The following is a 17496-nucleotide window of genomic DNA, read 5'->3' on the forward strand; positions in this document are numbered from 1 at the left end:
TTCCATGAACTTGATCCAGCTCGCGCTGAAACGGCCCTACACGTTCATCGTCATGGCGATGCTGATCGTGCTCGCGACGCCGTTCGCGCTGCTGAAGATGCCGACGGACATCCTGCCCGAGATCAACATCCCGGTCATCTCGATCGTCTGGAACTACACGGGCATGTCGGCCCAGGAGATGGGCCAGCGCATCACGTCGCAGAACGAGCGCAGCCTGACGACGACGGTGTCCGACATCGAGCACATCGAGTCGCAGACGCTGTCGGGCATCGCGGTCATCAAGATCTTCTTCCAGCCCAACGCCAACATCCAGACGGCGATCGCCCAGGTCGCGGCCATCGAGCAGACGCAGATCAAGCAGCTGCCGCCGGGCATCACGCCGCCGCTGATCATCAAGTACTCGGCGTCCAGCATCCCGGTGGTGCAGCTGGGCCTGTCGAGCGGCACGCTGCCCGAGCAGTCCGTGTTCGACGCGGCCGTCAACATCCTGCGGCCGCAGCTGGTCAACATCCCCGGCGTCGCGATCCCGTATCCGTACGGCGGCAAGAGCAAGCTGGTGTCGATCGACCTCGACACCAACGCGATGCAGGCGCGCGGCCTGTCGCCGGCCGACGTCGTCACGGCGCTGAACGTGCAGAACCTGATCCTGCCGTCCGGCACCGCCAAGTTCGGGCCGACCGAGTACACGGTCAAGCTGAACGGCTCGACCGACACCATCGCCGCGCTCAACGACCTGCCGATCCGCACCGTCAACGGCGCCACCACCACCATCGGCGACGTCGGCTTCGTGCGCGACGGCTTCTCGCCGCAGACCAACATCGTGCGCCAGGACGGCCAGCGCGGCGTGCTGCTGTCGGTGCTGAAGAACGGCGGCGCGTCGACGCTGGACATCATGTCCAACCTGCGCGCGCTGCTGCCCACGGCCGCGGCGCAGATGCCCAAGGAGATCTCGGTCAAGACGCTGTTCGACCAGTCGGTCTTCGTCAAGGCCGCGGTCGCCGGCGTCGTGACCGAAGCGCTGATCGCCGCCGGCCTGACCGCCGCGCTGGTGCTGCTGTTCCTGGGCAACTGGCGCTCAACGCTGGTGATCGCGCTGACGATCCCGCTGTCCATCCTGACCTCGGTGATCATCCTGCAGCTGCTCGGCGAGACGCTCAACCTCATGACGCTGGGCGGCCTGGCGCTGTCGGTGGGCGTGCTGGTCGACCAGGCCATCGTCACGATCGAGAACATCGAGCGCCACCTGCACCTGGGCACCGAGTTGAACGAGGCCATCATCGTCGGCGCGGGCGAGATCGGCGTGCCGGCCTTCGTGTCGACCGTGTGCATCTGCATCGTGTTCGTGCCGATGTTCTTCCTGTCCGGCGTCGCGCGCTTCCTGTTCGTGCCGATGGCCGAGGCCGTCGTGTTCGCGATGGCCGCGTCCTACCTGCTGTCGCGGACGCTGGTGCCCACGCTCGTGATGCTGCTGATGCGGGGCCAGCACCATGGCACGCCGCCGGAGGGCACCCGGCCCAACCTGATGAAGCGCCTGAACGTGGCCTTCGACCGCCGCTTCGAGCAGGTGCGCGGCGGCTACACGATGGCGCTGTCGGTGCTGCTCTCGCACCGGCGCAACTTCTCGCTCGGCTTCATGGCGTTCTGCCTGCTGTCCTGCGGCCTGTTCTTCGCGCTCGGCCGCGACTTCTTCCCGGCCGTCGACGGCGGCCAGATCCGCCTGCATTTCCGCATGCCCACCGGCACGCGCATCGAGGAGACGGCGCGCTCGGCCGACGAGATCGAGGCGCAGATCCGCCAGCTCGTGCCGGCCGACCAGCTCGCGACGGTGCTGGACAACCTCGGCGTGCCCAACTCCGGCATCAACCTGTCGTACAGCAACGCCGGCACGATCGGCACGCTGGACGGCGAGATCCAGATCGCGCTGACCACGGATCACAAGCCGACGGCGGACTTCGTCGCGATGCTGCGCCGCGAGTTGCCGAAGCGCTTCCCCGGCATCGAGTTCTTCTTCCAGCCGGCCGACATCGTCACGCAGATCCTGAACTTCGGCCTGCCGGCGGCCATCGACGTGCAGTTCACCGGCAACGACGTCGTCGCCAACGCCGCGCTCGCCGCGACCCTGAACAAGCAGATCGAGCAGATTCCCGGCGCCGTCGACAGCCACGTGCACCAGCGCAACGACCTGCCCGCCATCAACCTCGACATGGACCGCGCGCGGCTGCAGCAGGTCGGCCTGAGCGCGACCAACGTCGGCCAGAACGTGCTGGTGGCGCTGTCGGGCAGCTCGCAGGTCGCGCCGGCGTTCTGGCTCAATCCGCAGAACGGCATCGTCTACAACATCGCGGTGCAGACGCCCCAGTACAACATCGACTCGCTCGACTCGCTGCTGGCCACGCCGGTGGGTCTCGGCAACGGCGTCGGCGCCACCACCACCGGCACCACGCAGCTGCTCGGCAACCTCGTCAAGGTGAATCCGGCGGTGCAGCAGGCCGTCTCGTCGCGCTACAACATCCAGCCGGCGATCGACGTCTTCGTCAGCGTGCAGGGCACCGACCTGGCCAACGTGGCCAAGCAGGTGACGCAGCTGGTGGACGCGACGCGCGCCAAGCTGCCCCGCGGCAGCGCGGTCGTCGTGCGCGGGCAGGTGCAGACGATGCAGGCGTCGTTCCTCGGCCTGATCGTCGGCCTCGCGATGGCCATCGTGCTGGTCTACCTGCTCGTGGTCGTCAATTTCCAGTCCTGGATCGACGCGCTGATCATCATCGCCGCCCTGCCCGCCGCGCTGGCCGGCATCGCGTGGATGCTGTTCATCACCGGCACGACGCTGAGCGTGCCGGCGCTGACCGGCGCGATCATGACGATGGGCGTCGCCACGGCCAACTCCATCCTGATGATCTCGTTCGCGCGCCAGCGCCGCGAGGAAGGCGTGCCGGTGCTGGCGTCCGCGCTCGAGGCCGGCGCGACCCGGCTGCGTCCCGTGATGATGACCGCGCTGGCGATGATCATCGGCATGATGCCCATGGCCCTCGGCCTGGGCGAAGGCGCCGAGCAGAACGCGCCGCTCGGACGCGCCGTCATCGGCGGCCTGCTGTTCGCCACCGTGTCCACCCTCCTCTTCGTGCCGGTGGTCTTCGCCGGCGTGCACCGCCGGCTCGAGGCGCGCCACCGGCGCCGCCCGGACCACGCGCCGGCGGCGCCCCACGTTCCCCATCCGCAGGAGACCTGACCATGACTGAGCAGCGACATGCCGGCCTCGGCATCCACGCCGCCGCCGGCGACGACGAACACCATCACCTGCAGCGCCGCAAGGTCGTGCGCGGCCTGAAGATCGTCACCATCGCCGTGTTGGTGCTGCTGGGCGTGGGCGCCGCGCGCACCGTGCTGAGCCGCGCGGCCAACGGCAGGGATCTCGACGCCAGCGTCGCCGAGCACACCGCGATCTACGTCAAGACGGCGCTGCCCCAACCCGCGGGCGCGGGCCGCACCGTGGCGCTGCCCGGCACGCTGCAGGGCGCCGTGCAGGCGCCGATCGCGGCGCGCGCGGCGGGCTACGTCAAGAGCTGGACCAAGGACATCGGCAGCCGTGTCGAGAAAGGCGACGTGCTCGCCGAGCTCGAGGCGCCGGAGCTCGACCAGCAGGTCTCGCAGGCCAGGGCCGTGCGCGACCAGACGGCCTCGACCGTCGCCCTCGCGCAGACCACCGTCGACCGCTGGGACGCGCTGCGCAAGAAGGACGTCGTCGCGCAGCAGGACCTCGACGAGCGCCGCGCCGCGCTGGTGCAGGCCAAGGCCAACCTCGCGGCCGCCGACGCCAACCTGCAGCGCCTGTCGCAGCTCGAGGCGTTCAAGCACGTGACCGCGCCGTTCGCCGGCATCGTCACCAAGCGCAACATCGACGTCGGCGACCTGATCGACGGCAGCGGCAAGCCGCTGTTCCTGCTGTCGCAGACCGATCCGCTGCGCGTCTACATCAGCGTGCCGCAGTCCTACGCCAACCTCGTCAAGACCGGGCAGGCCGTCACCGTGACGCAGGCCGAGCTGCGCGACCAGCAGTTCAAGGGCCAGGTCACCCGCACGTCGGGCTCGATCGACGCCGGCACGCGCACGATGCAGGTCGAGGTGTCGCTGGCGAACAAGGACGGCGCGCTGCTGCCCGGCGCCTACGTGCAGGTCGCGCTGCCGCTGACGGCCAGCGCCTCGCTCTCGATCCCCAGCAACACGCTGCTGTTCCGCGGCGAGGGCACGCGCGTGGCGGTGATCGACGGCCAGGGCAAGGTCAAGCTCCACGCCGTCACGCTGGGCCGCAACAACGGCACCACCGTCGAAGTCACGAGCGGCCTGCAGCAGACCGACCGCCTGGTGCTGAACCCGCCCGACTCGCTGGTGGACGGCGACGTCGTCACCACGCAGCCGCCCGCGACGGCGAAGGCCCCGGCGTGAAGACGTCGTTCCGCCTCACGCTGCTCGCGGCGGCGCTCGCGGTCGCGGGCTGCGCCGTCGGCCCCGACTACAAGCGCCCGACGCCCGACCTGCCCGTGGCCTGGAAGCTGGAGGCGCCCTGGCGCACCGGCGCGCCCGCCGACGCCGCCGACAAGGGCGACTGGTGGAAGGCCTTCGGCGACGCGCAGCTCGATGCGCTCGAGACGCGTGCGATGGCCGACAGCCCCACGCTCGCGATCGCGGCCGCGCGTCTCGCGCAGGCGCGCGCGACCGTCACCGCCACGTCGGCCGGCCTGTTCCCGTCGCTGAGCCTGGCGTCGCACGACCAGCGCTTCCGCATCTCGGCCAACCGCCCGCTCGCGAACTACGCGTCGCCGAACTTCTCGACGGTGCAGAACGACTTCCCGCTGGGCCTGAGCGTCAACTACGAGGTCGACCTGGCCGGGCGTGTCTCGCGCAGCGTCGAGGGTGCGAAGGCGTCGGCGGAGCAGTCGGCGGCCGACCTTGCGAACACGCGGCTGGTCGTCAGCGCGGAGCTGGCGTCGGACTGGTACAACCTCGTCACGCTGGACGCCTCGCTGGACGTGCTCGATCGCTCGATCGCGCTGCAGCGCAAGGCACTCGGCTTCGTCAACCAGCGCCACGACCTCGGCGCCGGCACCGGCCTCGAGGTCGCGCAGCAGCAGGCCCTGCTGGACTCGACGCTGACCCAGGTCGACGTGCAGAAGCGCCAGCGCGCGCAGTTCGAGCACGCGATCGCCGCGCTGATCGGCGCGCCCGCGCCCACGTTCAGCCTGCCGCCGGTCAAGCGCGACCTGCGGCCGCCGCCGATACCCGTGGGTGTACCGTCCGACCTGCTGCAGCGCCGGCCCGACGTCGCGTCCGCCGAGCGCGCGATGGCCGCGGCCAACGCGCAGATCGGCGTCGCGACGGCGGCGTTCTATCCCAGCATCTTCCTGCAACCGAGCATCGGCGAGGAGAGCCGCGCGCTCAGCACGCTGTTCAACGCGCCCAGCCTGGTCTGGGCTATCGGGGTCTCGGCCACGCAGACCCTGTTCGACGCCGGACGCACGCGCGCCAACGTCGACTTCGCCAAGGCCGGCTACGACGCCACGGTCGCCACCTATCGCCGCACGCTGCTGACCGCGATGCAGGAGGTCGAGGACGGCATCACGGGCGTCGCCTCGCTCGATCGCGCCACCGCGCAGGCCCAGGTGGCCGTCGCGTCGGCACAGCGCGTTCTGGACATGGCCGACGCGCGCTACGAAGGCGGCGTGGCGACCTATCTCGACGTGATCACGGCGCAGCAGTCGCTGCTGACCGTGCAGCTGCAGGCCGCGCAGCTCGCGGGCCAGCGGCAGATCGTGGCGACGGCGCTCGTCAAGGCGCTGGGCGGCGGCTGGAGCGGCGGCGGGGCCTGAGCGAACTAGTTCGGCTCCTTCAGCCGGACCTTCATGCGACGTATGACGTATCGCTCCTCGCCTTTCTGATCCGAATCCCACCAGTCGAACGCCATGTAGCCATTCGACACCTTGAACGTCGGGGCCATCAGTGCGCCCAGGTGCCCAGGCAGTGCATCGGGCTCCTTGAAACTGATCGTGTAGACCCTCTCGCCTGTCGGCAGATACTTGGAGAGGATGACGCTGCTTTTCGGCGGAACGTAATTGCCGAGCCACAAGGCGTCCCGCTCGCAGATGCGGATGCTGGGAAACGGCGCTCGCTTCAGGCCTGAGAGATCCTTGATGAATACTTCGGCGGCAGAGCCTTCGTATTCCGGTTTGATGAACTCGTCGCAGCGGCTTTCGCGTTCCGCGTCCCACGCAACCTTCGCCCACCCGCCGCTGCTCAAGACCAGCTCCGGGCGGAGTTCCGTGGATTCGAGAACTTCCAACGCGACACTTTGCGCGGGAAGTCGTTCAAGCAGGCTTTCCACCTTCGGCTGAGGCACATGACAGCCATCCTTGAAATGACGGTGCCTCTCTGCTTCCTTGTTCGCGAAATTCCAGGAAGCGAAGTCGCGCGGGACAGTCGTGGCGAAATAGCCGTTCGACATTCTTTCCATCCGTAAATTCGCTTCGGCGATCTCGGCCACGCCTTGCCAGTGATCGCGCATCTGTCCAAGCTCGTTGTCGCCGCCGGACAAGTTGGCCTTGGTCAGCGCCGCCGGCATCGACGCCGGCTGGATCTGTCGCCATGTCGACCCGACCTGTTCATATTTCAGGAACACGAATGGAATCTCCGGGCAGCCAAAACTCTTCATGTCCGAAAAGCTGCTGTTCTGCAAGATCACCAGATAGGGAACGCCATCGACGAAATCGAGCATGACAGGGACCATTTCGTAGGGCCCTTTCCAGTGCAATTCGGACTGGGTTCCCGGTACGACTGCGCTCAGTTCATGAAAGTGCGGCAGCTTCTGGAGGGCTTGATCGAGCGGGCCATCGCCATAACTCGATCTGACGAGCCTCGTCACCTCCAGTGTGCTGCCGTCATGGAGCTGCGCCACGTCGACCCACTCCTTCGACTCGCCGGGCGAGCAAGCCGCGCACGAGAGGGCGAGCGAAGTGGCAAGAAGACGAGCAGCGCATTGGCGCGAAAATGAATCGAGCATCTGGGTCGGCAAAGTAGGGAACTGGCTTCAGGCGCATTGTCGCGCTCGGCGCGCATGCGCGTTTAACCCGGTCCGACCCGCGGGACGCCTCGACTAGAGTGCTCCACAACATCCGCGAACACACGACGAGGACTCCATGACCACCTGGATCTATCTGCCCGTCCCCACGCAGGAAATGCGGGACTTCGCGAGCGGCCTCCAGCTCGGCGGCCAGTACACGCTCAGCAACCACTTCGTCTCGGGCAAGGGCAAGGCTGTCTCGCGCTTCTTCGGCGGATGCCTGGACGGCGTCTCGCCCTGGGACACGCTGCTGCTGATCTGCCATGGCGCCACCGGCGGCTCGCGCTTCACCGGCGCGCAGCGCGCGGACGGCCTGAAGAAGTATTCGCCCGAGGAACTGGCCGTCGTCATCCGCAAGGAAGGCCTGACCAAGGCGTTCATCGACCTGAAGCTGCTGGTGTGCGGCGGCGGGCTGCGCACCGCCAAGGGCGACGATCCGTTCGCGCAGCGCACCTGCGAGGCGCTCAAGGGCGACGGCTACAGCCAGATCCGCGTGACGGGCTATCTCGGCGACGTCTCCACCACCGGCGGCAAGATCACCGTGCTGCGCGACGGCGAGCAAGGCGGCAAGTACTACGACGGCAACGTGCCCGGCTCGTACAAGGTCTACCGGTAGGCGCGCCTCGACGCGCGAGCGACGGCAGGCGCGTCGACAGCGCCGGCAGCGTCGCTGAGCCGCCGACCAGCCGCTGGTCGTGCGCGTACGCCGCGGCGGATCCATCGACCTCGACGGTCCAGTCGCGCGCGAATCGCGTCTTCAGCGCCATGACGATCTCGTCGAAGCGCCAGGCCTCGGCGGCGTTCGAATCGAGATGCACGGTGCCCGCCTGGCGCGTCGTCAACAGGGCCAGCAGCGCCTCGCAGGTGTCGGCCATGAAGCTGCAGGCGGGCGTCCAGCGCGAACTCGCGACGATGCGGCCGTCGCGCGCCTGCCAGCGATCAAGCTCGGCGAGCATGTTGTTGCCGACGGCGCGTTCATCGATCTGCCAGCCCAGGCGCGCGATCGCCGCGGCAGGACACGCGCGGCGGATCGCGTCCTCGCAGGCGATCTTGCCGCGGCCGTAGTCGTCGCGCGCCGTGCGGGCATCGGCGACGTCGTGCGGGCCGTCGGGGTCGTGGTCGAACACCATCGCGGTGCTCGTGAACAGCAACGGGATGCCGTGCTCGTGCGCATGCCCGGCCAGCAGCCCGGCCCAGACGACGTTGCCGATGGCCAGGTGAGCGATGGCGTCGGGACGCGCCTGCGCCAGCCACGCACGCGCCTGCACGCCGTCGTCGGCGGGAACGGCGTGGCGATCCCAGCCGAGGATCCGCCATCCCGCCGCTTCGGCCAGATGCGCAAGATGCGGCGCGAGGGTGCCGGTCAGGCCGGTGACCAGCAGTCGCATGCCTAGCGGCCCTGGACGTCCAGCACCTGCGCGCGCCGGCGCGACAGCTCCGACGCGCACTTGCGCAGCGCCGTGATCTCCTCGGCCGTCCAGCGCCGCGGCGCGTCGTGCACGCACGAGATCATTCCCCAGGTCTTCTCGTCGAGGTAGAACGCCGCGACGATCATCGTCACGCCCCGCGTCGGCTGCAGGTAGGTGCGGAAGATCTCGCGCAGGATCGGATCGGTGGCGGCGTCGGGGCAGACGTAGCAGCCGTTGTCATGCAGTTGCCTGAAGAACTCGCCGGTGGTCTCGCGCAGTTCCAGCGGCTCCGCCAGCACGCGCGCGGCGCGCCCGTCGTAGCCGGTGATGCGGCGCATCGCGCGTTGCCCGACCGGCCCCGACACGTTCCAGAAGTTCACACGGGCGCAGGCCAGGGTCTGCTGGATCGCGCGGGCGACCGCGGTGGCGGCGTCGGTCTCGGTCATGCGTCCGAGGTCGACGGCCAGCGAGTGGTCGCGCATCAGGTGATGGAAATTGAACGTCGGCTTCACGCGGGCACCGTTGGGAGGCCCGTGATTTTCGCTCAACGCCAGGCGGCGTGCGTTCGGGCTTTGCGCGAGCCTTGCATCGCGGGTCGCGAATTCAGCGACGCGCCATCAGCGCCTGCACCTCGCCGTAGGTGGCCGGCGTCGCGCTCGCCGTGTCGATGCGCCCGGTGGCGACGAACTCGCGCATCATCGCCAGCACGTGGCCGTGCATCGCCTCCGAGATCGCGGAGCCCGCGCTGAAGCGGCGCACGCCCAGCGACTGCAGGCGGCCGGCGTCGGGCAGGCCCGTCCAGGCGAGGACGTTGAGCGGCATGTCGGTGCCGGCGACGAGCGCGGCGATCTCGTCGGCGTCGGTGACGCCCGGTGCGAACAGCCCGTTCGCGCCCGCGGCACGGTAGCGCGCGGCGCGCGCGAGCGTCTCGCCGACGCGCTGGCCGGCCGGCGCGAGCGCGCGCAGCCAGGTGTCGATGCGCGCGTTGATGAACAGGTCGACGCCCGCCGACGTCGCCGCGGCGCGGGCGGCGGCGATCTTGGCGCACAGTAGCGCCGGATCCTTGCTGCCGTCCTCGATGTTGATGCCGACGGCGCCGGCCTCGAGCACCGCCGTCACGAGCTCGCCGACGCGAGCGGGCTCGTCCGAGTAGCCGCCCTCGATGTCGATGGTCACCGGCAGCCCGGTGGCGCCGGCGACGGCGCGCACCGTCTGCAGCAGCAGCTCGACCGGCAGCAGGTCGCCGTCGGGCCAGCCGTGGGCCCAGGCGACGGCGGCGCTGCTGGTGGCGATCGCGCGCGCGCCCGCCGCGTGCGCGAGGCGCGCGCTGCCGGCGTCCCAGGCGTTGGGCAAGCGCAGCAGGCCGTCGGCGTGCAGCGCGTGGAAACGGGTGGCCAGCGTGGCGAGTTCGGACTTCATGCGCTCTCCTGCGAGGAATGTCGGGGTGGCGCGCATCGTCGCATGCCTGCGAACGACCTGCCCGCCATATCCGGACCTGTCCATGCCGAGATTTCCCGACAAGACCCCATGCTCAAGTTTGGCGGCGCGCACTCCGATACGACATGAAGCTGGGTTCTCCTGGCTCGAATCCAGCGCATGCAGTACGGAGACACATCGAACATGTCCGCAACCAAGACAATGAAGGTCGCCACCAAGCTAGCCCTGAGCTATGGCGTGCTGGTCGGCCTCATCGCGCTCGTGGCCGCCGTGTGCGCGTTTCGCTTCCAGGCGATCGACGCGCGCATCGCCAACATCGTCGATGAACGCTACTACCGCGTGCAGAAGATCACCGCGATCGCCGACAGCGCGAACGCCCAGGCCCGCTTCATCCGCAACGCCGTGATCGCCGCCAAGGATCCCGAGCAGTCGGCGGACGCCTTCAAGAACCTGGCGCTCAACGCCCGGGCCACCGACGACGGCATCGCCGAGTTCGACAAGCACGTGGACCTGGCCAAGGGCCGCGAGCTGGTCGACGCGATGATGGCCGCGCGCGCCTCGTTCTACAAGGATCGCGACGAGGTCATTCGCCTGGTCAAGGCCGGCCAATACGACGACGCCTCGCACGCGCTGCTGATCACGATGCGCCCGTCGCAGCGCGCGTTCTTCGCCGCGATCGGCGAGATCACGAAGCTGAACACGGCCATCATGAACAAGGAAGGCCAGGCCGCCCGCGAGGACGGCCACGACGCGATCGTGCTGACGCTGATCCTCGCCGGCCTGGCCGTCGTCGCCGCCAGCGCGATGGCCGTCACCATCACGCGCGGCCTCGTGCGCCAGCTCGGTGCCGAGCCCGGCGAGGTCGTCTCCATCGCCAGCGCGATCGCCGACGGCAACCTCGCCGTCACGATCCGCACGCGCGCCGGCGACACGGGCAGCATCCTCGTGGCGATGCAGCGCATGCGCGAACGCCTCGCCGAAGTCGTGGGGCAGGTGCGCCTGTCGAGCGACGCGATCGCCACCGGCTCGGTCGAGATCGCCAGCGGCAACGCCGACCTGAGCCAGCGCACCGAGGCGCAGGCCGGCAACCTGCAGCAGACGGCCGCCTCGATGGAGCAGCTCACCGGCAGCGTGCGCTCCAGCGCCGAGACCGCCGGCGTGGCCAACCAGCTCGCCAGCGAGGCCTCGGCCGCCGCCAGCCGCGGCGGCGTCGCGGTCAACCGCGTCGTCGAGACGATGAACGAGATCGCCGTGTCGTCCAAGCGGATCGGCGACATCATCGGCGTCATCGACGGCATCGCGTTCCAGACCAACATCCTCGCCCTCAACGCCGCGGTCGAGGCCGCGCGCGCCGGCGAGCAGGGCCGCGGCTTCGCGGTCGTCGCGGGCGAGGTGCGCTCGCTGGCGCAACGCTCGGGCGAGGCGGCCAAGGAGATCAAGAGCCTGATCGGCGCGAGCGTCGAGAAGGTGGACATCGGCGCGCGCCAGGTCGACGAGGCCGGCGCGTCGATGAACGACATCGTCGCGCAGGTGCAGCGCGTGGGCCAGCTGATTGGCGAGATCTCGAGCGCCACGGTGCGGCAGTCGGGCGGCATCGGCGAGATCGGCGACGCGGTCGGCGCGCTGGACCAGACCACGCAGCAGAACGCGGCCCTCGTCGAACAGAGCGCCGCGGCGGCCGAGAGCCTGAGCCAGCAGGCCGCGCGGCTGACGCAGATCGTCAGCGTCTTCCGCCTCTGAGGACTTTTCCGGGACGGACACGGTTCTTCGCTACCATCGCCGGCTACGGCGCCGCCTGCAAGGGGCGGCGCGTCTCCCCCGATCAGCGAAAGAACAGTCCATGACCTCAGGATTCCACGTCCACGGCCCCCACGATCACGAGGTCGAGCACGCCGTCGAACACGGCGCGCGCGGCATGACCGGCCAGCTCGCGGTGATCACGGCGCTGCTCGCGACGATCGGCGCCATCTTCTCGTACCTGGGCGGCGCCACGCAGGCCGACGCCGGGCTGGCGAAGAACAACGCCGCGATCCGCACGACCGAGGCGTCCGACCAGTGGAACTTCTACCAGGCCAAGAACGCGCGCCAATCCATCGCCGAGGTCGCGCTGGACATCGTGCCGGCCGAACGCCGCGACGCGTACGCGAAGAACATCGAGAAGTACAAGGCCGACAAGGAGCCCATCATGGCCAAGGCCAAGGAGCTCGAGGAAGAGGCGAAGAAGTTCGAGGAGGAGTCCGAGCACCTGATGCACCAGCACCACCGCTGGGCCGAGGCGACGACGGTGATCCAGGTCTCGATCGCGCTGGCCGCCATCGCGCTGCTGACGCGGCGCCGCTGGCTCGAATGGGGCACGCTGGGGGTGGCCGGCGTGGGCATCGCGATCGGCATCGCGGCGTTCCTGAAAGTTTGACTCCATGAAGGTCTGCATCTACGGCGCGGGCGCGATCGGCCTGCTGATCGGCGCGCGGCTCGCGGCCACGGGCAAGCACGACGTGAGCGCCGTCGCGCGCGGCATGACGCTCGCCGCGTTGAACGAGCACGGGCTGCGCGTCGACGGCTTCGCCGGCCCGATCTCGGGCCCCGTGCGCGCGAGCGCCGACCCGGCCGCACTCGGCGTGCAGGACGTCGTCGTGATCGCCGTCAAGGCGCCGGGGCTCGCCGATGTCGCGCGCCGCATCGCGCCGCTGCTGGGCCCGCACACGCTGGTCGTGCCGGCGATGAATGGCGTGCCGTGGTGGTTCTGCCAGGGGCTGTCCGGACCGGCCGCGGGACTCGCGTTGAAGAGCGTCGATCCGGACGGCGGCATCGCCGCGCACCTGCCGATCGACAACGTGATCGGCTGCGTGGTGCACGCCGCCGCGTCGGTCAGCGAGCCCGGAAAGGCGTGGAACCAGATGGGTCGCGGCCTGGTCATCGGCGAGCCGCGCGGCGGCGTGTCGGAGCGCGTCGCCGCGCTGAAGACGGTGCTGGACGAGGCCGGCTTCGAGACCATCGCCAGCGAGATGATCCAGCGCGACATCTGGTACAAGCTGTGGGGCAACATGACCACCAACCCGATCAGCGCCATCACCGGCGCGACGACCGACCGGGTCATCGGCGACGAGCTGGTGCGCCAGCTCACCAGCGACGCGATGCTCGAATCCGGCCGCATCGGCGAGCGGCTCGGCTTCGCGATCACGCAGACGCCCGCCGAGCGCCACGCCATCACGCGCAAGCTGGGCGCGTTCAAGACCTCGATGCTGCAGGACGCCGAGGCCGGCCGTGCGATCGAGCTGGACAGCCTGGTCGGCGCGGTGCGCGAGCTGGGCCAGCACGTGGGCGTGGCCACGCCGCTGATCGACGCGATCTTCGGGCTGGCGCGGGTGTTCGGGCAGGTGCACGGGTTGTATCCGGAGGCGCGCTGAAGGCGGCCGGATCGGCGGGCACTTGACACCAACCTACTAGTTGGTAGACTGCACGCCATGGGTTCCGAACTTTCCCCCAAGGCCGCCGAGATCGCCGCCTGCGCGCGCTCGCTGATCGCGCTGCGCGGCTACAACGGCTTCAGCTACGCCGACATCGCCGAGGCCGTCGGCATCACCAAGGCCAGCATCCACCACCACTTCCCGAGCAAGGCGGAGTTGGTGCGCAGCGTCGTCGCCGCGTATCGCGCGGAGGCCGCCGCGGGCCTGGCCGAGCTCGCGGCGAAGGTGCCCGATCCCGCCGCCCGTCTGCAGGCATGGACGCTGTTCTGGCAGGACTGCATCCGCGAACGCACGCTGCCGTTCTGCATCTGCGCAATGCTGGCCACCGAGATGCCGGCGATCCCCGACGAGGTCGGTGCCGAGGTGCGCGGCCATTTCGACGACCTCTCGCAATGGCTCGCAGCCACGCTGGCGGACGGCAAGCGCGCCGGCAAGTTCGCGCTGCACGGCACGCCGGCCGTCGAGGCGTCGGGCTTCATGGCGGCGATCCACGGCGCGATGGTCTCGGCCCGCGCCTACGATGACCCCGCCGTCTTCACGTCGATCTCGCAAGGGCTCCTGGCGCGCCTGGCGGCGCGTCACTGAGCCCGGCTTTTTTTGCAAGATCGACCTACCAACCAGTAGATAGCCACACGGCAACAGTCCGATCTTCACGCAACTGCACTGATTCTTTTCACGAAAGCCCGAACGAGGCGCCGCTTTCCGGGCATCCACCTTTCCGAGCGCCTCAACCCGTTTCGCGGCCGCGTGCCGCCCACCCTGGAGATTCAAATGCGATCGAGCAAGACCTTCCAATTCGCCGCCCTGGCGCTGGCCACTTCACTCGCGACGCTCGCCGCGTCGCCCTCGGCGCTCGCCGCCGACGGCGTGCGCGTGCGCGGCACCGTCGTCAGCGTCTCGGCCGACACGCTGCTGGTGAAATCGCGCGACGGCGACAACGTGTCCGTCAAGCTCAATGCCGGCTGGAAGGCCGGCGGCATCGCCAAGGCGACGCTGGCCGACATCAAGCCCGGCGACTTCGTCGGCATCGCCTCGCTGCCCAACGCCAAGGGCGGCGACGGTGCGCTGGAGGTGCTGATCTTCCCGCCGTCGATGCGCGGCACCGGCGAGGGCAGCTACGGCTGGGACCTGAAGCCCAACAGCACGATGACCAACGGCGCGGTGTCGGAGGCGGTGCAGTCCGTCGACGGCACGACCGTCAACGTCGTCTACCACGGCCAGTCCAAGAAGATCGTCGTCACGCCGGCCACGCCCATCGTCACCTTCGCGCCGGCGGTCAACGCCGACGTCAAGCCGGGCGCCGCGGTGTTCGTGCCGGCCGATCGCGCCGACGACGGCAAGCTGAGCACCGGCCGGGTCGTGGTCGGCAAGGACGGCCTCGTCCCGCCGATGTGATCCGTGTCAGCCTCGCGGTGTAAGGTTTGCCTGCGCCGCGCGACCAACGGCAGACACGAACACAAGGCCAGACATGACCATCGCCAGGATGCCCTCGGGCACCGTCCCTCGCAGCGAGCCCGCGCCGCGGCAGCTCGTGCCGCGCCATTCGCTGCTGGTGCGCCTGACGCACTGGATCAACGTCTTCTGCTTCTCGCTGCTGCTGATGACGGGCGCGCAGATCTTCAACGCGCACCCCCGGCTGTATTGGGGCGAGTACGGCGCGGACAACGACCACGCGTGGCTGTCCCTCGACGCGCTCAACACCAGCACGGGCGTGCGCGGCGTCACGCACCTGGGCTCGCTGACCATCGAGACGACCGGGCTGCTCGGCGTCTCGAAGGAGGACGGCAACCCGGCCGCGCGCGGCTTCCCGTCCTGGCTGACGATCCCGTCGTACCAGGACCTGGCCGCCGGCCGGCGCTGGCACTTCTTCTTCGCGTGGCTGTTCGCGATCAACGGCGCGGTCTACCTGATCGGTGGACTCGTGTCGCGGCACTTCAGGCGCGACCTGCTGACGACCAAGGCCGAACTCGCGCCGGCGAATCTCGCGCACGAGATCGTCGACCACGCCAAGCTCAACTTCCCCAAGGGCGAGGCCGCGCGCCGCTACAACGTGCTGCAGAAGCTGACCTACATGGGCGTCGCGTTCGTGCTGCTGCCGCTGATGGTGCTGACCGGCCTGACGATGTCGCCGGGCATGGACTCGGCGTTCCACATCCTGCTGGACATCTTCGGCGGCCGCCCGTCCGCGCGCTCGCTGCACTTCATCTGCGCGTCGCTGCTCGTCGCGTTCGTCGTCGTGCACGTGGTGATGGTGCTGGTGTCGGGCGTCTGGAACAACCTGCGCTCGATGATCACGGGCAAGTACGCGATCGACGTCGAGGGAGACGCGCAATGAACCCGAACGTCAAGTTCAAGGCGGACCGGATGACGCCGTTCCAGGCGCGCCGCAAGTGGCTGACGGCCTTCGCCGCCGGCGCCGGATCGCTGGCGCTCGCCGGCTGCGACCGCGCCGTCAACAACCCGCGCATCGACGCGACGCTGCGCAGCGCCGAGAAGCTCACGCTGGCGAGCCAGCGGCTGATCCTCGAGCACCAGCCGCTCGCCAAGGAATACGGCGAGCGCGACCTGTCGCCGGTGTTCCGTTCCAACGGCACCTCGATGCCGCAGAGCAAGGAATACGCGCGCCTGCTGCAGGGCCAGTTCGTCGACTGGCGGCTGCAGGTCGACGGCCTGGTGCAGCGTCCGCAGTCGCTCTCGCTGGCCCAGCTGAAGGCGATGCGCAATCGCACGCAGATCACGCGCCACGACTGCGTCGAGGGCTGGAGCGCGATCGGCAAGTGGCAGGGCGTGCCGCTGTCGCAGGTGCTCGACCTGGCCGGCCTGAAGCCGGGCGCGCGTTACGTGATCTTCCATTGCGCCGACAACCTCGGCGAAACGGCCGACGACAGCGGCCTCTACTACGAGAGCATCGACCTGCTCGACGCCTACCACCCGCAGACCCTCCTCGCCTACGGCATGAACGGCAAGGACCTGCCCGTCGCGCACGGCGCGCCGCTGCGCCTGCGCATCGAGCGCCAGCTCGGCTACAAGCAGGCCAAGTACGTCAACCGCATCGAGGTTGCCGACGCCTACTCGCACCTGAACGGCGGCAAGGGCGGCTTCTGGGAGGATCGCGGCTACGAGTGGTACGCGGGGATCTGAGCGACCTCGGCGAACATCGGGTACGCTTGCAGCGCCCTACGCGTGGAGCCCGACATGACCGCCTCCGACCAGCCTGTCCGCCAGGCACTCGCCGCCTACCAGGCCGCCGTCCTCGCCAAGGACGTCGACGCCTTCGTCGCGATCTACGCCGACGACGCGCGCATCTTCGAGCTGTGGGGCACGTGGGAACACGACATCGCCTCCTGGCGCGAGATGGCCCAGGGGTGGTTCGCGTTCCTCGGCGACCAGCGCTCGGTCGTCGAGGCGCACGACGTGCGCACGCAGGTCTCGGGCGACATGGCGCTGCTGACCGCCTCGTTGACCTATCACGCGGTCGACGCGGCCGGCCAGGAACTGCGCTCGCTCGACAACCGCCTCAGCTGGGTGCTGCGCGAGCGCGGCGGCCGCTGGCTGGTGGTGCACGAGCACACCTCGGTGCCGCTCGCGCACGACGGCGGCAAGGGCATCCTCAAACGGCCGGCCACGGCGTGACCGCCCGCCCGTAGGTCTCGGCGAACTCCGGGATCATGCGCCGCACCTTGCCGCTGGCGATCTCGACGCAGACGAAGTGCGTCGCGCCGCGGAACAGCGTCGCGCCGTCGGACTCGCGCACGAACTGGTAGCGCCGATGGGTCGACAGCCGGTCGAGCCCGACGATCCACGTCGCCAGCAGCACGCGGTCGCCCAGCAGCGCGGGCGCGACGTAGTCCAGCTCGTGGCGCTTGACCACCATGCCGTGCCCCAGGCGCGTGTAGTCCTCCTGGCGCATGCCCAGCGAGTCGGAATGCGACCAGGCGACGTTCTCCAGCCACTGCAGGTAGTGCACGTTGTTGACGTGCTGCATCAGGTCGATGTGCGCGGTGGTGACGTCCACGGCCAGCACGTGCGGATGCGGCGCGTCCCACGCCGGCCGATTCGAAGGGTCGCTCATCCA

Annotated in this window: 17 protein-coding genes; 12 read left to right on the top strand and 5 right to left on the bottom strand. The window is 69.4% G+C overall.

Features of this window, described 5'->3' with window-relative positions:
• Positions 1 to 4 precede the first annotated feature (4 nt).
• The 3 genes from LPC04_RS23230 to LPC04_RS23240 are packed head-to-tail and all read left to right on the top strand — an operon-like array spanning position 5 to position 5861.
• Positions 5 to 3226 carry an efflux RND transporter permease subunit gene (locus LPC04_RS23230; RefSeq protein WP_275684684.1) on the top strand — a complete coding sequence of 1074 codons (3222 nt, stop codon included), beginning with the start codon at positions 5 to 7 and terminating at the stop codon, positions 3224 to 3226.
• Between the two features lie 2 nt (positions 3227 to 3228).
• Complete coding sequence (locus tag LPC04_RS23235) at positions 3229 to 4440, top strand: efflux RND transporter periplasmic adaptor subunit (protein WP_275684685.1); 1212 nt, start codon at positions 3229 to 3231, stop codon at positions 4438 to 4440.
• Entirely contained in the window at positions 4437 to 5861 is a 1425-nt protein-coding gene (locus LPC04_RS23240; RefSeq protein ID WP_275684686.1) for an efflux transporter outer membrane subunit, read from the top strand. Before LPC04_RS23235 ends, LPC04_RS23240 begins: the two co-directional genes overlap by 4 nt.
• Positions 5862 to 5866: 5 nt before the next feature.
• Here LPC04_RS23240 and LPC04_RS23245 read toward each other — a convergent pair whose 3' ends face one another.
• Positions 5867 to 7048 carry a hypothetical protein gene (locus LPC04_RS23245; protein WP_275684687.1) on the bottom strand — a complete coding sequence of 394 codons (1182 nt, stop codon included), beginning with the start codon at positions 7046 to 7048 and terminating at the stop codon, positions 5867 to 5869.
• Between the two features lie 136 nt (positions 7049 to 7184).
• Between LPC04_RS23245 and LPC04_RS23250 the strand changes: the two genes are divergently transcribed.
• Positions 7185 to 7724, top strand: a complete 540-nt coding sequence (locus LPC04_RS23250; RefSeq protein WP_275684688.1) for a hypothetical protein — start codon at positions 7185 to 7187, stop codon at positions 7722 to 7724.
• On the opposite strand, the gene LPC04_RS23255 is transcribed toward LPC04_RS23250, so the two are convergent.
• The 3 genes from LPC04_RS23255 to LPC04_RS23265 all read right to left on the bottom strand — a co-directional run bounded on the left by LPC04_RS23255 (position 7645) and on the right by LPC04_RS23265 (position 9936).
• Complete coding sequence (locus LPC04_RS23255) at positions 7645 to 8496, bottom strand: sugar nucleotide-binding protein (protein WP_275684689.1); 852 nt, start codon at positions 8494 to 8496, stop codon at positions 7645 to 7647. The genes LPC04_RS23250 and LPC04_RS23255 overlap by 80 nt on opposite strands.
• A 2-nt stretch (positions 8497 to 8498) precedes the next feature.
• Entirely contained in the window at positions 8499 to 9029 is a 531-nt protein-coding gene (locus LPC04_RS23260) for a GAF domain-containing protein (protein WP_275684690.1), read from the bottom strand.
• 91 nt (positions 9030 to 9120) lie between these two features.
• Positions 9121 to 9936 (bottom strand): isocitrate lyase/PEP mutase family protein, encoded by an 816-nt coding sequence (locus LPC04_RS23265; RefSeq protein ID WP_275684691.1) that lies wholly within the window; start codon positions 9934 to 9936, stop codon positions 9121 to 9123.
• A 201-nt stretch (positions 9937 to 10137) separates the two neighbouring features.
• Between LPC04_RS23265 and LPC04_RS23270 the strand changes: the two genes are divergently transcribed.
• From LPC04_RS23270 to LPC04_RS23305, 8 genes are all read left to right on the top strand, one after another.
• Positions 10138 to 11694, top strand: coding sequence for a methyl-accepting chemotaxis protein (locus LPC04_RS23270; RefSeq protein WP_275684692.1), 1557 nt, complete (start codon positions 10138 to 10140; stop codon positions 11692 to 11694).
• Between the two features lie 100 nt (positions 11695 to 11794).
• Entirely contained in the window at positions 11795 to 12367 is a 573-nt protein-coding gene (locus LPC04_RS23275; RefSeq protein WP_275684693.1) for a DUF4337 domain-containing protein, read from the top strand.
• A 4-nt stretch (positions 12368 to 12371) separates the two neighbouring features.
• On the top strand, positions 12372 to 13361 hold the full coding sequence (locus LPC04_RS23280; RefSeq protein ID WP_275684694.1) for a 2-dehydropantoate 2-reductase: 990 nt from the start codon (positions 12372 to 12374) through the stop codon (positions 13359 to 13361).
• 57 nt (positions 13362 to 13418) lie between these two features.
• Positions 13419 to 14006, top strand: a complete 588-nt coding sequence (locus LPC04_RS23285) for a TetR/AcrR family transcriptional regulator (RefSeq protein WP_275684695.1) — start codon at positions 13419 to 13421, stop codon at positions 14004 to 14006.
• A gap of 186 nt (positions 14007 to 14192) precedes the next feature.
• Positions 14193 to 14816: a hypothetical protein gene (locus LPC04_RS23290; RefSeq protein ID WP_275684696.1), complete on the top strand. Its 624-nt coding sequence runs from the start codon at positions 14193 to 14195 to the stop codon at positions 14814 to 14816.
• 73 nt (positions 14817 to 14889) lie between these two features.
• Complete coding sequence (locus LPC04_RS23295) at positions 14890 to 15756, top strand: cytochrome b/b6 domain-containing protein (RefSeq protein WP_275684697.1); 867 nt, start codon at positions 14890 to 14892, stop codon at positions 15754 to 15756.
• Positions 15753 to 16562: a molybdopterin-binding protein gene (locus tag LPC04_RS23300; RefSeq protein ID WP_275684698.1), complete on the top strand. Its 810-nt coding sequence runs from the start codon at positions 15753 to 15755 to the stop codon at positions 16560 to 16562. Before LPC04_RS23295 ends, LPC04_RS23300 begins: the two co-directional genes overlap by 4 nt.
• 54 nt (positions 16563 to 16616) lie before the next feature.
• Positions 16617 to 17054 carry a YybH family protein gene (locus LPC04_RS23305; protein WP_275684699.1) on the top strand — a complete coding sequence of 146 codons (438 nt, stop codon included), beginning with the start codon at positions 16617 to 16619 and terminating at the stop codon, positions 17052 to 17054.
• Here LPC04_RS23305 and LPC04_RS23310 read toward each other — a convergent pair.
• The gene (locus tag LPC04_RS23310; RefSeq protein ID WP_275684700.1) at positions 17032 to 17493 is read right to left on the bottom strand and encodes an acyl-CoA thioesterase; all 462 of its coding nucleotides are present in this window, start codon (positions 17491 to 17493) and stop codon (positions 17032 to 17034) included. The two genes, LPC04_RS23305 and LPC04_RS23310, sit on opposite strands and share 23 nt — an antisense overlap.
• Positions 17494 to 17496 lie beyond the last annotated feature (3 nt).

Origin of the sequence: Scleromatobacter humisilvae, from assembly GCF_023231945.1 — a bacterium.
In the GTDB taxonomy this organism is placed as follows: Bacteria; Pseudomonadota; Gammaproteobacteria; order Burkholderiales; family Burkholderiaceae_C; genus Scleromatobacter; species Scleromatobacter humisilvae.

What these genes read in the sequence shown, in the direction of transcription:
- LPC04_RS23245 (WP_275684687.1), bottom strand. Translation starts at nt 7,048, where the DNA reads ATGCTCGATTCATTTTCGCGCCAATGCGCTGCTCGTCTTCTTGCCACT.
- LPC04_RS23230 (WP_275684684.1), top strand. Translation starts at nt 5, where the DNA reads ATGAACTTGATCCAGCTCGCGCTGAAACGGCCCTACACGTTCATCGTC.
- LPC04_RS23265 (WP_275684691.1), bottom strand. Translation starts at nt 9,936, where the DNA reads ATGAAGTCCGAACTCGCCACGCTGGCCACCCGTTTCCACGCGCTGCAC.
- LPC04_RS23235 (WP_275684685.1), top strand. Translation starts at nt 3,229, where the DNA reads ATGACTGAGCAGCGACATGCCGGCCTCGGCATCCACGCCGCCGCCGGC.
- LPC04_RS23300 (WP_275684698.1), top strand. Translation starts at nt 15,753, where the DNA reads ATGAACCCGAACGTCAAGTTCAAGGCGGACCGGATGACGCCGTTCCAG.
- LPC04_RS23280 (WP_275684694.1), top strand. Translation starts at nt 12,372, where the DNA reads ATGAAGGTCTGCATCTACGGCGCGGGCGCGATCGGCCTGCTGATCGGC.
- LPC04_RS23295 (WP_275684697.1), top strand. Translation starts at nt 14,890, where the DNA reads ATGACCATCGCCAGGATGCCCTCGGGCACCGTCCCTCGCAGCGAGCCC.
- LPC04_RS23285 (WP_275684695.1), top strand. Translation starts at nt 13,419, where the DNA reads ATGGGTTCCGAACTTTCCCCCAAGGCCGCCGAGATCGCCGCCTGCGCG.
- LPC04_RS23255 (WP_275684689.1), bottom strand. Translation starts at nt 8,496, where the DNA reads ATGCGACTGCTGGTCACCGGCCTGACCGGCACCCTCGCGCCGCATCTT.
- LPC04_RS23270 (WP_275684692.1), top strand. Translation starts at nt 10,138, where the DNA reads ATGTCCGCAACCAAGACAATGAAGGTCGCCACCAAGCTAGCCCTGAGC.
- LPC04_RS23290 (WP_275684696.1), top strand. Translation starts at nt 14,193, where the DNA reads ATGCGATCGAGCAAGACCTTCCAATTCGCCGCCCTGGCGCTGGCCACT.
- LPC04_RS23310 (WP_275684700.1), bottom strand. Translation starts at nt 17,493, where the DNA reads ATGAGCGACCCTTCGAATCGGCCGGCGTGGGACGCGCCGCATCCGCAC.
- LPC04_RS23305 (WP_275684699.1), top strand. Translation starts at nt 16,617, where the DNA reads ATGACCGCCTCCGACCAGCCTGTCCGCCAGGCACTCGCCGCCTACCAG.
- LPC04_RS23250 (WP_275684688.1), top strand. Translation starts at nt 7,185, where the DNA reads ATGACCACCTGGATCTATCTGCCCGTCCCCACGCAGGAAATGCGGGAC.
- LPC04_RS23275 (WP_275684693.1), top strand. Translation starts at nt 11,795, where the DNA reads ATGACCTCAGGATTCCACGTCCACGGCCCCCACGATCACGAGGTCGAG.